This window comes from Paraniabella ginsengisoli, assembly GCF_022513635.1.
Classification (GTDB): Bacteria; Bacteroidota; Bacteroidia; order Chitinophagales; family Chitinophagaceae; genus Niabella; species Niabella ginsengisoli.
Map to the genome: position 1 here is coordinate 424,490 of NZ_JAKWBL010000002.1, position 15,714 is coordinate 440,203.

Annotated in this window: 15 protein-coding genes; 7 read left to right on the top strand and 8 right to left on the bottom strand. The window is 41.0% G+C overall.

The window, feature by feature from the left end; translation table 11 throughout:
• Positions 1 to 43 precede the first annotated feature (43 nt).
• The 6 genes from MKP09_RS13425 to MKP09_RS13450 all read right to left on the bottom strand — a co-directional run bounded on the left by MKP09_RS13425 (position 44) and on the right by MKP09_RS13450 (position 5,509).
• Entirely contained in the window at positions 44 to 397 is a 354-nt protein-coding gene (locus MKP09_RS13425) for a hypothetical protein (protein ID WP_240830503.1), read from the bottom strand.
• A gap of 244 nt (positions 398 to 641) precedes the next feature.
• Positions 642 to 1,871 carry an amine oxidase gene (locus MKP09_RS13430; RefSeq protein ID WP_240830504.1) on the bottom strand — a complete coding sequence of 410 codons (1,230 nt, stop codon included), beginning with the start codon at positions 1,869 to 1,871 and terminating at the stop codon, positions 642 to 644.
• Entirely contained in the window at positions 1,858 to 3,018 is a 1,161-nt protein-coding gene (gene glf, locus MKP09_RS13435; RefSeq protein ID WP_240830505.1) for a UDP-galactopyranose mutase, read from the bottom strand. Before glf ends, MKP09_RS13430 begins: the two co-directional genes overlap by 14 nt.
• Complete coding sequence (locus MKP09_RS13440; protein WP_240830506.1) at positions 3,011 to 4,132, bottom strand: glycosyltransferase; 1,122 nt, start codon at positions 4,130 to 4,132, stop codon at positions 3,011 to 3,013. The genes glf and MKP09_RS13440 overlap by 8 nt, the downstream gene beginning before the upstream one ends.
• 397 nt (positions 4,133 to 4,529) lie before the next feature.
• On the bottom strand, positions 4,530 to 4,790 hold the full coding sequence (locus MKP09_RS13445) for a hypothetical protein (protein ID WP_240830507.1): 261 nt from the start codon (positions 4,788 to 4,790) through the stop codon (positions 4,530 to 4,532).
• Positions 4,733 to 5,509 (bottom strand): manganese catalase family protein, encoded by a 777-nt coding sequence (locus MKP09_RS13450; protein WP_240830508.1) that lies wholly within the window; start codon positions 5,507 to 5,509, stop codon positions 4,733 to 4,735. Before MKP09_RS13450 ends, MKP09_RS13445 begins: the two co-directional genes overlap by 58 nt.
• 612 nt (positions 5,510 to 6,121) lie before the next feature.
• Between MKP09_RS13450 and MKP09_RS13455 the strand changes: the two genes are divergently transcribed.
• Together MKP09_RS13455 and MKP09_RS13460 are read left to right on the top strand one after the other, a co-directional pair.
• Positions 6,122 to 6,265 (top strand): hypothetical protein, encoded by a 144-nt coding sequence (locus tag MKP09_RS13455; RefSeq protein WP_240830509.1) that lies wholly within the window; start codon positions 6,122 to 6,124, stop codon positions 6,263 to 6,265.
• A 206-nt stretch (positions 6,266 to 6,471) separates the two neighbouring features.
• Complete coding sequence (locus MKP09_RS13460) at positions 6,472 to 6,696, top strand: hypothetical protein (RefSeq protein WP_240830510.1); 225 nt, start codon at positions 6,472 to 6,474, stop codon at positions 6,694 to 6,696.
• Positions 6,697 to 6,970: 274 nt separating this feature from the next.
• Here MKP09_RS13460 and MKP09_RS13465 read toward each other — a convergent pair whose 3' ends face one another.
• Together MKP09_RS13465 and MKP09_RS13470 are read right to left on the bottom strand one after the other, a co-directional pair.
• Positions 6,971 to 7,522 carry a YciE/YciF ferroxidase family protein gene (locus MKP09_RS13465; RefSeq protein ID WP_240830511.1) on the bottom strand — a complete coding sequence of 184 codons (552 nt, stop codon included), beginning with the start codon at positions 7,520 to 7,522 and terminating at the stop codon, positions 6,971 to 6,973.
• Between the two features lie 370 nt (positions 7,523 to 7,892).
• A complete protein-coding gene (locus MKP09_RS13470) occupies positions 7,893 to 8,093 on the bottom strand; it encodes a hypothetical protein (protein WP_240830512.1) in 201 nt (66 codons plus the stop codon).
• Between the two features lie 694 nt (positions 8,094 to 8,787).
• Here MKP09_RS13470 and MKP09_RS13475 point away from each other — a divergent pair.
• The 5 genes from MKP09_RS13475 to MKP09_RS13495 all read left to right on the top strand — a co-directional run bounded on the left by MKP09_RS13475 (position 8,788) and on the right by MKP09_RS13495 (position 15,471).
• On the top strand, positions 8,788 to 9,435 hold the full coding sequence (locus MKP09_RS13475; protein ID WP_240830513.1) for a chemotaxis protein CheB: 648 nt from the start codon (positions 8,788 to 8,790) through the stop codon (positions 9,433 to 9,435).
• Positions 9,436 to 9,511: 76 nt separating this feature from the next.
• Positions 9,512 to 9,820: a hypothetical protein gene (locus MKP09_RS13480; protein ID WP_240830514.1), complete on the top strand. Its 309-nt coding sequence runs from the start codon at positions 9,512 to 9,514 to the stop codon at positions 9,818 to 9,820.
• Positions 9,821 to 9,917: 97 nt separating this feature from the next.
• Positions 9,918 to 12,836 carry a CheR family methyltransferase gene (locus MKP09_RS13485; protein ID WP_240830515.1) on the top strand — a complete coding sequence of 973 codons (2,919 nt, stop codon included), beginning with the start codon at positions 9,918 to 9,920 and terminating at the stop codon, positions 12,834 to 12,836.
• Entirely contained in the window at positions 12,800 to 15,247 is a 2,448-nt protein-coding gene (locus MKP09_RS13490) for a PAS domain S-box protein (protein ID WP_240830516.1), read from the top strand. The genes MKP09_RS13485 and MKP09_RS13490 overlap by 37 nt, the downstream gene beginning before the upstream one ends.
• Positions 15,244 to 15,471, top strand: coding sequence for a response regulator transcription factor (locus tag MKP09_RS13495; protein WP_240830517.1), 228 nt, complete (start codon positions 15,244 to 15,246; stop codon positions 15,469 to 15,471). The genes MKP09_RS13490 and MKP09_RS13495 overlap by 4 nt, the downstream gene beginning before the upstream one ends.
• Positions 15,472 to 15,714 lie beyond the last annotated feature (243 nt).

Below are 15,714 nucleotides of genomic sequence, written 5' to 3' on the forward strand. Positions count from 1 at the left end.
ATTTAGTGATACTTATAAAGACGGCCTGTATTGCTATTACAAACTAACAGAAATCCATCAGGGTGGTAAACGATACCATTAAGCCCAACCCCTCAGTTACAAATATTTTATTTTTAGCAAATAAAGAAGGCGTGCCATCCGGAGCTAATTTATAGATGGCGTGCGCATAGCTGTCAGTAATATAAGCGTTCCCTGCCTGATCAAATACAACGTCATTGGGGAAGTGTTTGCCTGAAATAAGCGTTGACAGATCAATATCTAGGTTGCGACGACCACTAGATAAATCTATACTGATCAGCCGGGCCATTTTCTTTCTGGTATCTTGTGAAGTAAACCTACTATAGTTAACATCGCCGGCAAGAACGTAGAGGCTTTTTCCGTTGGGATGTATCTTCATTCCATAAGTGGATTTTAACGAACTGTACCGCTTGGTAATTGGTACAGTGACAGGGAACAGGAGCGAATAATTGTGGAAATCACTTCGCAATTCGTGTAACTTCGAGAATTTCAAGGTACTTGTCTAATTAAGCATTTTATTACTTTGCTTTTTAAATCCAGCGTTAAACCTTTTTAAACAGGATTTTGGATAGATGCTTTTTCCCATTAACTTGTTTCTTATATTGTTTGCCCGAATGCCGATTTCAGCCGCGGACTTGTTCTCTTGCGTTTGTATGTCTGATCGAATGTAAGGTATGATGTAGGGGCATTATAAAATTTTGATTGGTATGAGCGGCTGCCAATGACTGTTGACAAGCCCATAATGTTTCTGCATACGGTTGGTATAACTTTCTGCTTAAACCAGAATCAGCAACATCTATATCCCAAATGCCCGAGCGATGCCACAAATCTAATTGGTCCCAGTCTGGGCGGTCAATAAGTGGGTAAATACAAATGCCCCAAAAAGGAACGCCACTGGCCATTACTTTATCACATTCATTCGTAACCATTGAGATCCATTGTGAACGATGTTCCATGGTATGACTTGTTTCACTAAGAATAATGGGTCTCTTATATCTATGATAAGCGTTAAGTAATAATTCACTTAATGATTTTACATCTTCAATCGTTTCCTGATTTTTCCAGTTAACAGTATTTCGGCTAGGATGGTACCATTGGCTGTTATGATAATAATCCAGGCCCACTATATCGAGATATTCGGGCTTTCCTCCAAGTTCCGGGCAAATTTTCCCGCATAACATATCAAGACACTGAAACTGGCTCTCATTAAATTCAGCAGCCTGTTTACATAATAACAAGTCGGTTTGATCAGGTATCACATGGATGAGTGGCTCCACAGACAAAAATCTAACTGTCGGATCTATTGCTTTCATAGCTGCAATACCAGCGATATAAGCTTTCATCAAACTATATTTTACCTGCCATCCCATATTTATTGTATAAGGTGCTGTACCTGCTACATCGCCACCCAGCCATGCCAGAAAACTCACTTCATTAATAGGAGTTATGATCGGGCTGTCATCCGGTCTTAATTTTTTATAGAACGTAAGGAATGATTCACAGAATCTGACAAATCTTTTAACGAAGTGAGGATGGCAAGGAGAAAGGTCATCAGGGAATCCAAAGTGGCAAAGATCATACACCACTTGTATATCATGATTCTTTGCCGCCAGAATAATTGTTTCCACATCATTCCATCTATACTTAAAAGGCCGATACTCTACCTGGCTCCATCTTACACCTTCCCTAATTGTTGAAATATTGAATGTGCTCAACAATTTATAATCATCATTTATCTGATCCAGGTGGCCGGTCAGTGATAACAAGTCTATTCTGTCGCCATGAACATTTAAATGATCAGAGCATTCAAACCCGCCCATCCAAAAACTTTTGAACGGATTAATGTCGGTCATAGATCCCATTTTTAGATACAAAAGAATTAACATTGCCATTTGCAGGCATCAATGTATCAATCTCCTGGAGTCGTTTAAACAACGTTAACGACTGCGCTACAACCTGATCCATATTATAATACTTATAAGTACCCAAGCGCCCAGTGAAATAAACATCCGGAACACTTTCTGCTAAAGCTTTATACTTATTATATAACAACTGATTTTCTTTTCGCGGTACAGGATAATAAGGATCACCTTCATCTGCTGGATATTCGTAAACAACTGTTGTTTTCGGATGTTTTTGTCCGGTCAGTTTTTTAAATTCTGTACTCCGTGTGTATAAATTTGTTAATGGATAATTTACAGTTCCGGTAGGTTGAAAATCTTCCTGGTCGATAGTTTCAAATTTAAAATTGATAGACCGGTAAGGAAGTTTGCCAAAGCGATAATCAAAATAGCAATCAATAGGACCTGTGTAAATTACTTTTTTATGAGGTATAAAATGTTGGATGTCCTTGTAATCAGTATTAAGCATTGTATAAATATTAGGATGCGACAGCATCTTATTAAACAAATGCGTATAACCGCGCAATGGCATCGCCTGGAAAGTATCTGTGAAATATCTGTCATCTTTATTCAGTCGTGTTGGCACCCGCGCTGTTACGGAAGCATCCAGTTCAGAAGGATCCAGATCCCATTGCTTTTTTGTATATCCTTTAAAAAACTTTTCATACAATTCCCTGCCAACGCTGTTCAGTACTACATCTTCTGATGTTAATACAGGTGATATATTTTCAGCATTTTTATTTAAGAAGGAAGAAAGTTCGTCAGAAGAAAGATCCAATCCGTATAATTTATTAATTGTATTCAGATTGATGGGAATCGGGACAAGCTGCCCGTCTACACTTGCCAGTACACGATGCTCGTAGGGACGCCAGTCTGTAAACTTACTCAGATATGTAAATACCTGTTTTGAATTGGTGTGAAAAATATGAGGCCCATATTTATGAACCAAAATGCCAGCCTCATCATAGTAATCGTGGGTATTTCCGCCAACATGATTTCTTTGGTCAATGATAAGAACTTTCTTATCTATTTGCGAAGCGAGCCTTTCAGCCAGTACGCTTCCTGCAAACCCGCATCCAACGATAATAAAATCAAACATAGGTTTTTAAAGTTTTTTGCTTAGTTAAGCATTTTATAATTTCATTATTTATAGCCTCCCAGGTCAGGTCCCATGATTGTTCTTTAAGAAACTCATCTCTTATGTTATCCCTTTCGGCATTATCTGTCTCTAATTCGTGTTTGCCATAGGCGATAAATTCATCAACATTGTGCGCTATACTCACAAGACCCATTGTACCGTAAGGATCGATTACATCTTCGACTGCTGTGGAAATGACTGGCTTTCCTGCAGCCAGGTATTCTGGAGTTTTAGTTGGACTGATGTAACGTGTAGCTTCATTTAATGCAAAGGGCAGCACAGCCACATTCCAACCACTTATATAGGAAGGTAGTTCTGCATATTTTTTCATACCCAGGTAATGAATGTTCGCTCTTCTTGGAAGATTTTGTTCATCTATTTTCACTACAGGTCCAATAAGGACAAAATGCCATTCTGGTTTTTCTTGAGCGATTTCATCTAATAATTCAATATCAAAAATTTCATCAATCACTCCAAAAAATCCAAATCGGGGAAAAGGAATTTTAGACTGATCGGGCGGATCCATTTGCCGTTGTCTGGCTTGGCTAAAATGCGATGCATCAATACTGCTTGGGAAGCAATGAATATTTGCGTGCATTTGTTTTTTTTCATTGAAAAGGCTTCGCCCGCCTGTAAATACAATTGATGAAGAGTCCAACAATTCCCGCTCTAATATCAGAAGGTTCGTTGGTGCATTTTTAAATGCAGACAACTGATCCATACAATCATAAATGATCAGTTCAGGATACAGATGTCGTGTAAATTCCAAAGCCATCGGAGTGTAGTACCAGAGTAAATAATCTTCAATGTCAAACGCTGTGATTACGGTATTAATTATCGATGTTAAGCGCTCGTTAGTTCCATTGTTAATCTGATCATTTAAATGAGGCACAACAATCGTTATACCTTCTTCCCGTTGCGCATAAAATCCATCATCTTCTTTGTTGTAGACGGCCTCTTCAATGTAAAGGACATTGTATTGATTTGAAAAGCGACTGATCAAATGTTGCGGTCTTTGATAAACGAAGTTCCATCGTAGATGGGAAAATACAAGTAAACCTGGTTTGTGATCCATAGGAACTGTTTTAAAGAATTAACTGATTACAATTTCACCTTCCTTACTGAGTTTCGAAATAATGACCGATGTTTAGTAACATGCATCTTTTACATTAACTAGAGCAAATAAAAATATGATTTGATAAACCATGGAGGTGGCTAAAATAGTATTCGATATCGCTGTCTTCGATAAATGAAAGTTATTGTGTTTAAGGTCTTATCGCTATCCTAATCAATAGAATCTCTATTAGCATCAACACCGCAAAACCTGATAGGAGCATAGGACCTAACGGATAGTCAAAAGTATTAGTGATACCCTTCTAATTACTGGTGCAATTAGAAAAAGGCATAAGAAGGATTATTGTGAATAGACATGAAAAAGCCGTTGTCAACGAAAATGGGAAACGCCGTTACCGTCATGCTCCCGTATAATAGCTCCACTGCATGTCTTCCAATTGTGTTGCTTCGTTTACTTCTTTACTCCTTTTACTGCTTAGTGCCTTATTCAATGTCTCTACTTCTTCGTCAGTGCGGCCCGATCCCTCAATTTGTTCATCAATTAACCCATTGGTATCTCTTACTTTCTGTATTGGGTCCTCTTCATACTGCCATTCTTCTTTCAGCTGTGTACTAGTCCCCTCATTCCAGGGCCCCTTAAATTTATCCCCTTCAGACATGTTATAATATCTGTTACTATAACGTGGGTCGCTTTGCAGTATAGCCGGGGGAAATTTGGTTGTATGGTATCAAGTGCCGCTTCAAACATTTGGTAATGGGCTACCTCACGAGTCATTAAAAAACGAAGTGTTTCTTTTACATAAGGGTCATCCGTAAATTTTAAAAGATACTCGTAAACAATTTTTGCCCGTGATTCTGCGGCCATATTAGACCTGAGATCAACTGTTAGGTCTCCGTTGGCGGTAACATAGGCTGCAGTCCATGGGTTGCCGTTACTATCAGATAATATCGGGCCACCGCCTGACATGACTCCAAACTGAGGATTGATCATTGCTTCGTGAATGTAACTTTCCTTAGAGGCTGGGTTCATAGTCTGCATAATTTCTGATTCATCTGCAGCACTCTTCAGATCTCCACTTACCCCCGCTAAAAGCATTTGGATAGTGGCGCCAACAATTTCAAGGTGGCTAAATTCTTCCGTCGCAATATCCATTAACATATCGTACTTGTCTGGATGGGGCTGTCTGCATGGAAAAGCCTGTACGAAATATTGCATTGCAGCCTTCAGCTCTCCATTAGGTCCGCCGAATTGTTCTAATAAGATGCGTGCAAACTTAGGGTCTGGTTTGGAAACCCTTGCATTGAATTGTAAATCCTTTACGTGATGAAACATATACTTTATTTTTAGAGATAAAAGAACCATTATTATTAATGGCATGTCGGTTATTGAAGACTGTTGAGCATTGACCGGCTAGAAACCGATGATCTTTTTTGATAATAGTAACGTCCGGTTTTGGGTAAAAAGTCAAACTAGATGCCATGATTAGTGCATTCGACTATTATATTCGTAAACAGACTATTGTGAGATCGATGGTATTAACAATACTGCATCTCTAATTATATGTTGAGAAAAAAATATACAACTTACACATCAGATGGGGAATTTATGCCCATCAGAATGGAGGAGGTCTGCAAATTCATGTAAAAGTTGTGACTATCCGATAACGCTCATTAGTAAATAAGGTGAATACGATAGTTTTTCAATAGCCGACTTTTATTTATAGTTGGCCGAACAACCTTTCTTTTTCAAAGTAACATTTACTGAATGATAACTAATCGGGGAAAAGAATGCACAACCTGCGCAACTGGCGAAACAAACAAAGTATACTAGAGCCAACTCTATGCGGTCTTATTTTCGGCACCCGTCTTGTACTCACAAAGTGCTGCTCAACAATTCGAATTTGTAAACAACAATCTACACATCATGAATAGCTTCGGTAAGAATCCCAATAAGAAAATTCAGCCCGATATAGGGCCTAAATTATGGTTTATGGGAAAAAGTCTAGATTATATAGGTTATGTAAAGTTGCCGGTTTGTTTGGAAGAGTGGGAATGGCATGAAGCAGAAATGGACGGATATCGGTGCCAGATAATAACAGACATAAAACAAAAAGACCATAATCCGAAAGAATAAGCTAATTATAAATATAGGGTAATGCTAATTGGCTTATTAAAGCGTAGGCTGATCAATAATTCTCTGCATCAAACATACTTAATTGAGCGTATTGATTTGTTACACACGCGCATTTACATAGAAAAGAGTCGACCTTTTTCAATTTTACCTGGTGGTACATTTAATATTCGGAGAACATAATTTTTAATATCAAAAAATATCAAATCATGGTTAATCATTCTGAAGGAAAAGTAGCAGAGGCTATAGAAAGTCAAACAGCCAAAGTGCCTTCTGACGTTTTTTTATGGGCGTCGCTAGCAGCAATGGCAGCATCTTTATCATTCAAGCTTTTAAAGCATGATCACAAAGCATTGTTTGTTGGTCAATGGGCAGCGCCATTTTTATTAATGGGGATTTATAATAAGATCGTTAAGACAGAAGGATCTGATTAAGATGTGTCTTAGAAGCCTGTTGCTAATCAGACTGATTTTTAAAAAGATATGTAGCAGGCTTCTTTATTATTTTATAATAAAATTCTTATGGTGATAGCGGGTAGTAACGTGGTTGCTAAACTTTTTACAGCGAGGGCTCTCAAATCGCTATTTGTTATTGGATGAGATGCCGATGACCAAATGGGAGTAAAATTATAAATGCCTGATGCATTGCGGTCAAGACATCAGGCATTATAATTTACAACTAAAAGGTTGTAGTTTACACCCCATTTTTTTAAATGGCTTCTATATTGATACCATTTTTCGCCAAGTCGGTAAGTGTATTATCGCAGGTTTTTTCTTGCTCTAATATTTCTAGTAAGCTATTTAATGCATCTTTTTCATCTAACGCTTTGGCATAGGTAGCCAGCGTTCCATAAGTGGCAATTTCATAATGTTCCACTTTTTGAGCTGCCCCAATAATAGCCGCATCTCTAACAGGGCCTACGGTAGTCTCTTCAAGAATACCATTTGCTTCTTCTATAAGCCCCTGCATAGCATCGCATTTTTTTGCCTGAGCTTTTTTGCCTAAAGATTGAAATACTTTTTCCAGAATGGCCACATGACCTTCTGTTTCTTTTTGGTGCGCATCTATTGCTTCTTTTAGTTCAGGTGCAGAGGCGTTTTTAGATAACTTTACCAATGCTTTGGTTAAAGCTTTCTCTGCCCAATAAATATCTTTTAACCCGTGCTCAAGAAGTTCGTCTAATTGGGTTGCTGCATCTTTCTTTGGAGTGGTTTTCTTTGCAGGTGCTTTTTTGGGAGCTTGCGATTTTGCCTTTGACATAATAATAAAATTTAGAGGTAAAGTATTAGTGAAGAAATTTAATTTGTATATACAATTCAATTAGTGTACCAAAATATATTAATACTATACCCTGTATTAACCCGCAAAAAATAGCATTTCAATAGAATTAATTTCGCGTTGCGAATGGCATCAGTGTTCATGGTAAGATGGTTCGCTATTAATGTAAATGTTGACAAAACCCCTCGTTAAAACAAGGGGCTTTTGTCTTTACTCTAAATCTTAAACACGCTGTTAGGCTCATATAACTTATCAAACATAGTACCGCAAGTCTGCTAGCGGTAGACATATTCAAGTAAAATGTTACTTATTTAATGCGATATCATTTTGAAGAATGGCCTGAATGCCTGTGCTACACTGTGTTTCGATAATTGCTGATCAATATTTTTATTTTAAGATAGTTGTCTTTAATCTCTTTTATGTAACTGCTGTGATTATCTAACTCAGAAGGCTCAATTTCCAAAATTGATGTGGCTAGCGCAATATTATTCAGGCAATTTTTTATATCGTGAAACAGAGTGGCTAAATTTTTATCAATGTCATTATCAGGCATATTTTATAGATATTGGTTGGAACATAATATTTAAGGTGAGATTAAAACAAAGATCTGTGTAAATTCCACTATAAGTTGTGAAAATTATTGCACACTATACCTGTTAGTACTTTTGCGCATTGAGATTGCAATCTCAAAATGGCACATGGCTACCATTGTCAAACCCTAGCAAATAAACGGTTTTTAGTTTTAACAGCTTCCACTATGCATTCCACCAACTTCCTAAACTTAGCGTTACGATTTTAACCTGATGCAGCTATACGTGCGCAAAGACTACGCCATTGTTCATTAAGTAATCCTCTAAATAAAATTATGAACTATTTCTATACCATACATACCTATACAAAACGACCTTGGCGGTAGGAAATTATTTTCCAAACAATCAAGAAAAGAATAGTTTTCTTATTTCTTCTGACAATTTGTTTCAAAGTCTGGCAAAGAAAATGCTTATTATATGTGACCATTTCATCCTATTCAAGCAAGAAATAAGAATTAATCTTTATTTTTAATAAATACCTCTAATCATCATTTGTTTTTGTTAGCAGCTCTGATGATTCGCTTGAAGGATAGCGGGGTAGCCTTTGTGGAAATCGTAATACGACACAGATTCTTTGAAAATTTAGTATGCCCTTATCGAATGTTGGTACATTCACATTATTTTGATGCGGCCTTCTAGTAAAAAATATATTCACTAATGAGCAGAAGAAATATCATCGTTATCGGCGCATCCACGGGCGGCTTTGAAGCTATCCAAAAACTTGTATCAGGTTTACCGCGCCATTTGCCAGCCAGCGTTTTTATCGTCTGGCATATAAGTCCGGAAGTGCGCGGCTTGCTGCCGACTGTACTCAATAAATACGATACATTGCCGGCTGTAAACGCTTTCGATGGCCAGCTCATTGAAGAAGGCCACATCTATGTTGCGCCTCCTGATCATCATTTGATATTGGAGGAGGGGCGTATGCGCATTACTCGTGGTCCAAAGGAAAACCGCTTCCGTCCGGCTGTAGATCCACTGTTTCGCTCTGCCGCCTATGTTTATGGCTCAAAAGTAATTGGCATCGTACTTTCGGGGGCGCTTGATGATGGAACGGCTGGCCTTTGGATGGTTAAGCATTTTGGTGGCACAGTTGTCGTGCAAGATCCATCCGATGCGGCAATGCCTTCTATGCCTCAAAGTGTATTACGAGCAGTAAAAGTGGACTATTGTGTGCCAGTTGCAGAAATACCCTTGCTTTTAGAGCGGCTTTGTGCTACTCATATTTCTGTGGAACAAGATAGTAACGTAAACATGAAAGAGCAAAAAAATACAGCAGGAACTCGGGGTCGCCAAGGGAGATAAAGCCGCCGGCGAAAAAGTAAAGCAATTTGGCAAGCCTTCAAACTACGCCTGCCCGGAATGCCATGGCGTGCTTTTTATGCTGAAAGATGGTAGTCTTTCGCGTTACCGCTGTCATACGGGCCATGCTTATTCCACGGACAGTTTGCTTGCTTCAGTTACCGAGTCTATCGAAGATAACCTCTGGAATGTCATCCGTGGCATTGAAGAAAGTATTATGATGCTTAATAACACAGGTGACCATCACGCTGAACAAAATGACCCGAAGCTTGCGGCACAATATTTTCAGAAGGCAAAAGAAGCCGGTGATCGCCTTCAGGTGCTTAAAGATATGGTGGCTATCAACGAGCCACTTAGCATGGAACGGATATCTGGAGATGGATCTTAAAAAGTATGCAATAGTGGTACACACTTTACTGTTCGTGATTGTGTAATCCTCTATTAAGTATAAGCCCTATTAAGATATTCTTAATAATTTATTTTACATGAATAGTTTTCTTATCGTTGGTATTGGTGCATCTGCCGGTGGCTTACAAGCACTACAGGCATTTTTTCAAGCCACAGCACCTGATTCAGATATCGCATATGTAGTAATCCTGCATCTTTCACCGGATCATGACAGCCAACTGGCGCAGGTATTACAACACTCAACCACAATGCCGGTGTCTCAGGTAACCGAAAAGATACGCATTGAGACAAATCATGTGTATGTTGTACCTCCGGATAAACACCTGGAGATGAAGGACGGATACTTGACCGCAACCACTAATGCAAATCTTGCTGAACGGCGGGCTCCGGTAGATATTTTCTTCCGCTCATTAGCAGAATCTCATAATGAACGCTCGGTTGGTGTGGTGCTGTCCGGCACTGGTGCTAATGGTTCTATGGGGTTGAAACGTATCAAAGAATGTGGTGGCGCAGTTTTCGTTCAAAATCCACGTGAGGCCGAGTTCAACGAGATGCCGCGTAGCGCTATCGCAACGGATTTGGTAGATGAAGTGTTAAGCGTTTTGGATATTCCTTCCAAGATTATAGCTTATCGAAATTCTGTGGGAACTGTACAGATTCCGGAGGAACCTAAAGAACGGCATGAGGATGACCAGCAAGCCCTAAGAGTTGTGCTTACTGAGCTGCGGCTCCGTACCGGGCATGATTTTTCCAATTACAAGCGTCCTACTTTGCTGCGCCGTATTGAACGCCGGATTCATGTGCGTGGCCTTTTGGACCTGCCCGCTTATGCTTCGTTCCTGATTCAGCATCCGGAAGAAACCCATTCGCTGCTGAAAGATCTGCTGATTTCTGTCACTAATTTCTTTCGTGATAAAAAGCCTTTTGAGGAGTTGGAGGCAACGCTGTTACCACAAATAATGGAGGGTAAAAATGGCGAAGATCATCTCCGAATTTGGGTAGCAGGTTGCGCTACAGGAGAAGAGGCCTATAGTATTGCTATGATCTGCGCTGATCTCACGATGGGTAGGACGGATGCACCAAAGGTGCAGATATTTGCCACCGACATAGATGAGGCTGCTATTGCAGCTGCACGCGAAGGTTTTTATAGCCTCAATGATGCTGCCGACGTGTCTCAGGAACGTCTGAATCGTTATTTTACTAAAGAAGGGGAAGGTTATCGGGTACGCCGTGAATTGCGGGAAAACATTTTGTTTGCCAATCACAATTTTCTGAAAGATTCTCCCTTCTCGCGTATAGATTTGGTGAGCTGCCGAAATGTACTTATTTACCTGAACCGGCCTGCGCAGGAGCGCGTTTTTGAAACCTTCCACTTCGCGTTAAAGCCCAATTGCTTCCTGCTTCTGGGCTCCTCGGAAAGCGTAGACGGTGCTACTGACTTATTCAATATTTACAATCGTGAGCAGCATATATGGAAAAGCCGTCAGGGCGTCTCCCGCAGTATCATTGTCCCTGAAACTTTACCGCGCATCGAAGCTCCTCGGCTTCCGGCAGAAGTAATCCAGCCGCGCCCTCAGAAGCGCATATCATTTGGCGAATTGCACCAGCAGGTGGTTGAACTATACGCACCGCCTTCACTTATCGTAAATGAAGAGTACGACATCGTACATATTAGTGAGCATGCCGGCCGCTACCTTAACTTCGTGGGCGGCGAGCCGACGCAAAACCTACTTAAAGTGGTGCACGAAGACCTGCGGGCAGAACTACGTGGCGCACTTTACCAGGCCGCACAACGCCATACTCCTGTAAGCGCATTAAATCTGAAAACGCTTACTGACAATTACACACAAACACTTAATATTCATGTACGGCCGGTGCCGGAACATGAGACTGGGGTTGTGCGTGGGCTGCTGCTTGTGATCTTTGAGCCGGTAGCCGGACAAACCGAAGAAGTGTCTTATGTTGTGGCCAGCGATGAGCCTGCAAAACATCTTGAAGAAGAAGTAAGACGTCTTAAAACGCAACTTCGAAATAGCAATGAGCAACATGAGTTTGCTTCCGAAGAGTTAAAGGCCGGCAATGAAGAACTACAGGCAATGAACGAGGAGCTCCGCTCCGCTACTGAAGAGTTGGAAACCAGCAAGGAGGAATTGCAGAGTATTAACGAAGAGCTGAATACCGTTAACCAGGAGCTGAAGGTGAAAGTGGAAGAAGTGAGTATGACCAGTAACAATTTACGCAATATTATTAACTCTACGGATATAGGTACCATCATACTTGATCGTGCTTTCCGTGTAGTACTATTTACACCTGCTGCCCGCAATATTTTCAATCTTATCCTTGCTGATCATACCCGTCCGTTGTCAGACATTACCAATCGTTTAGTCAAGGACAATTTAGTAACCAGTGCAGAAAGAGTGCTTCAAAGCCTTCATGGTATGGAGCAGGAAATGGAAACCCTGGATGGACATACCTTTCTGACACGCCTCACTCCTTATCGCACCCACGAAGACAGTATACAAGGCGTTGTTATCTCTTTTGTAAATATCACCGAAAGTAAAAAAGCTGAAACCGCCCTGCGCGCCGCTGAGGAATGGCGCAGATTTATCCTGGAGAGTGCAACGGATTATGCCATTTTTACTATGGATCTACAGCGGCAGATAAATAGCTGGAATATTGGTGCGCAAAAGATGTTTGCTTACGATGAAGCAGATATCCTGGATAAAAAAGGAGATATTTTATTTATCCCTGAGGACCGTGAGAAAGGCGATCCCGACAAGGAGGCTCAACTTGCATTAAGTGAAAGCCGTGCGGAAAACGAGCGCTGGAACCTGCGCAAGGATGGTTCCCGCTTTTGGGGCTCTGGCCTTGTCCAACCATTACGTGACGAAAATGACATCCTAATAGGATTTGTCAAAATTATGCGTGACCTTACTGAAAAGCGACTCGCAGAGAAACGTTGCGCGCTAATGAAGCAAGGCAAACTTATCTTGTAAAACTTGACGATGCAGTGAGGCGCTTAGCAGCACCGGCTGGTATTGAAGAATCAGTCACACGCGTGGCTATGGAACACTTTGACGCAGATCGTTGTTATTACTGCGAGATAGAAGCAGGGAAAGCTGTCATACGTCATGATGCCAGGCGAGAAGGCCTGCCTTCCGTAGCGGGTGTCTATGATCTGGAGCGCTTTCCGCTTCACAAAACTATCGTAGAAAAGGGGCGCACGTTTATAGTGCCCAACGTTCGTGAAGCTGATAGCATTGACGAAGATCTCCGGCAACTGTGTGAAAGCCTTCAGCTGATTTCGTTTTTGAACGTGCCCGTCATAAAGGATGGGCAACCGGCGGGGCAATTGTGCATCGTACAGAGCATGCCACGGGACTGGGCCGATATAGAAGTGAGCCTTGCTGAAGAAACTGCAGAACGTATCTGGGCAGCTGTGGAACGATCGAGGACCCAAAAAGCCCTTTTTCAGTCAGAAGAAAAATACCGCACACTATTCAATTCGATTGATGAGGCAGTAACCACACTTGAAATCATTTTCGATGAGAACGATAAAGTCGTTGACTGGCTTATGATTGAATCCAACCAGGCCATGACAAAGGTGACTGGGTGGTCCGACGAAATTGTCGGTAAGAAAGCCAGTGAATATTTAGGAGATGTGGAAGCAGCCTGGACCGAGGCTGTTGAACATGTGGTAAAGACTGGAGAGCCCATTAGAGTTGAACATCCTGTTGCCGGACTCAACGGTAACTGGTTCGAGGTATATTTGGCGCTGGTTGGTGGCAAAGGAAGCCGTCAGGTTGTTTGCGTATATAACAACATCACCGAACGCAAACGTCGCGAAGAAAATCTTGCTTTTCTTGCCGAAATCAGCCAGGATCTGGTAGAGATGTCTAAACCCGAAGATACGCTGGAAGTGGTGGGAGCAAAGATCGGTACTCACTTCAACATTGCTCGTTCCATGTTTGTAGAAATACATGAGAATGAGGAGAAGGCGATGGTGCGCGACTGGCATCGAACGGACTTGACAGGCATTCACGGTGAAGTATTACTCTCCCAGTTCATTGACGAAAGATATCTTAAAAAATGCCGCGCAGGAGAGACCATAATCATTACAGATGTACACCACAGTCCGCTCGTTGATGGACCGCAAGTTGAAAAGATATTTGGTGTTACTTCATTCATCAATATTCCTATAGTTAAGGAGGGAAAATGGGTTTTTACCATGGGCATTTACGATGTCTTGCCACGTAAGTGGCACAATGAAGAGATTGAATTACTGGAAGAGTTGACGGCACGCATCTGGACGCGGTTGGAAAGAGCACACGCAGAAGAAGCTTTGCGCAGGTCTGAAGAAAATTACCGGGTTATTGTTAACCAAAGTATAGCAGGTATTCTTAAAATGGATGTTCAGGGGCGGGTTATATTTTCCAATGAGCGGTTTTGCGAAATGTTGGGATATGATTGCCCGACATTGTTACAAATGGACATAAACGATATCGTTTACGAAAAGGATCAGGAACGGAATACAGACGCTTTTATGCAATTGGTGTCCGCAGGTAAAGCATACGAGATTGAAAAACGACTGCTTCACAAGGATGGTTCGATAATATGGGTAAATAACCAGGTTTCGCCGATCTTCAACAATATGGGCAATGTGGAGGGCGTCGCTATTATTTCTATCGACATCAACCATCAAAAAGAATTGGAACAGCAGAAGGACGAGTTCATTGGTGTCGCCAGCCATGAGCTGAAAACACCTCTCACGAGCATCAGAGCATATGGTGAGATCCTGGAAGAGGTGCTTCTGGGTTCCGGTAATCCCAGGTACATCGCACTGATGAGCAAAATGAATGGACAAATAAACCGCCTGATCAAGCTTATTTATGCACTACTGGATACCACAAGGGTATCCGGCGGACAGCTTATTTTACAGAAAGAACGGTTTGATCTGAACACATTGGTGGAAGAACATGTGCAACAGGCCCGGCTTATTTCCGCCAACCATAACATATTAATACATGTGGAGACATTGACCGAACTATATGCTGATAAGGAACGTATAGGACAGGTATTGGACAACCTGTTGTCTAATGCTATAAAATATTCCCCTGATGGGGGTAATATTGTGGTTAATGTAGAGGAAAAAGAAAGCACCGTACAAGTCAGTGTGCAAGATTCAGGATTAGGGATACCTCCCAAAGCGCAGGAAAAAATATTCGACCGGTTTTTTCGGGTAAAAGTCCCAACTACAAAAATAATTTCAGGTATCGGCCTGGGCCTATATATATCCCGGGAGATTATTGAAAAGCATGATGGCAGCATGTCTGTTATAAGTGTTGAAGGAAAGGGCAGTATTTTTTATTTTGAACTACCAACAGCGGAAAAAAATCAAAATTTATGAAAACGATATTTTTAGTGGAAGATGACGAGAGCCTACAGGATATTGTCCGGCTGATATTTGGACAGTCCGGCTTTAATATTTCTATCTTTGGCAGTGGGGAAGACCTATTAACTGAAGCCTCTCGCCCTGATATATACCTGCTAGATAAAGAACTACCAGGTATCGATGGTTTAGAGGTGTGTAAAAAGCTTAAAGCCGATCCGCAGAAAAAAGTATTCCTGTAATTATAATCTCTGCGGTACCTAATATTCGCGCGTCCGCTTTAAACGCCGGCGCGGACGATGTGCTGGAAAAGCCTTTTTCAATTCATATATTAAGGAACCTGGTTTTGCAACATGTTAGCGAAACAGCAATATGATCAACCCTGATTTTTTCTCATGTTAATAGCTGGCTTAACATCAAACATTTTGTTTACAGGCCGAAGAGTAAATTTAAAGTCTGGGTGTCCGACATATTAAGAAAATCGT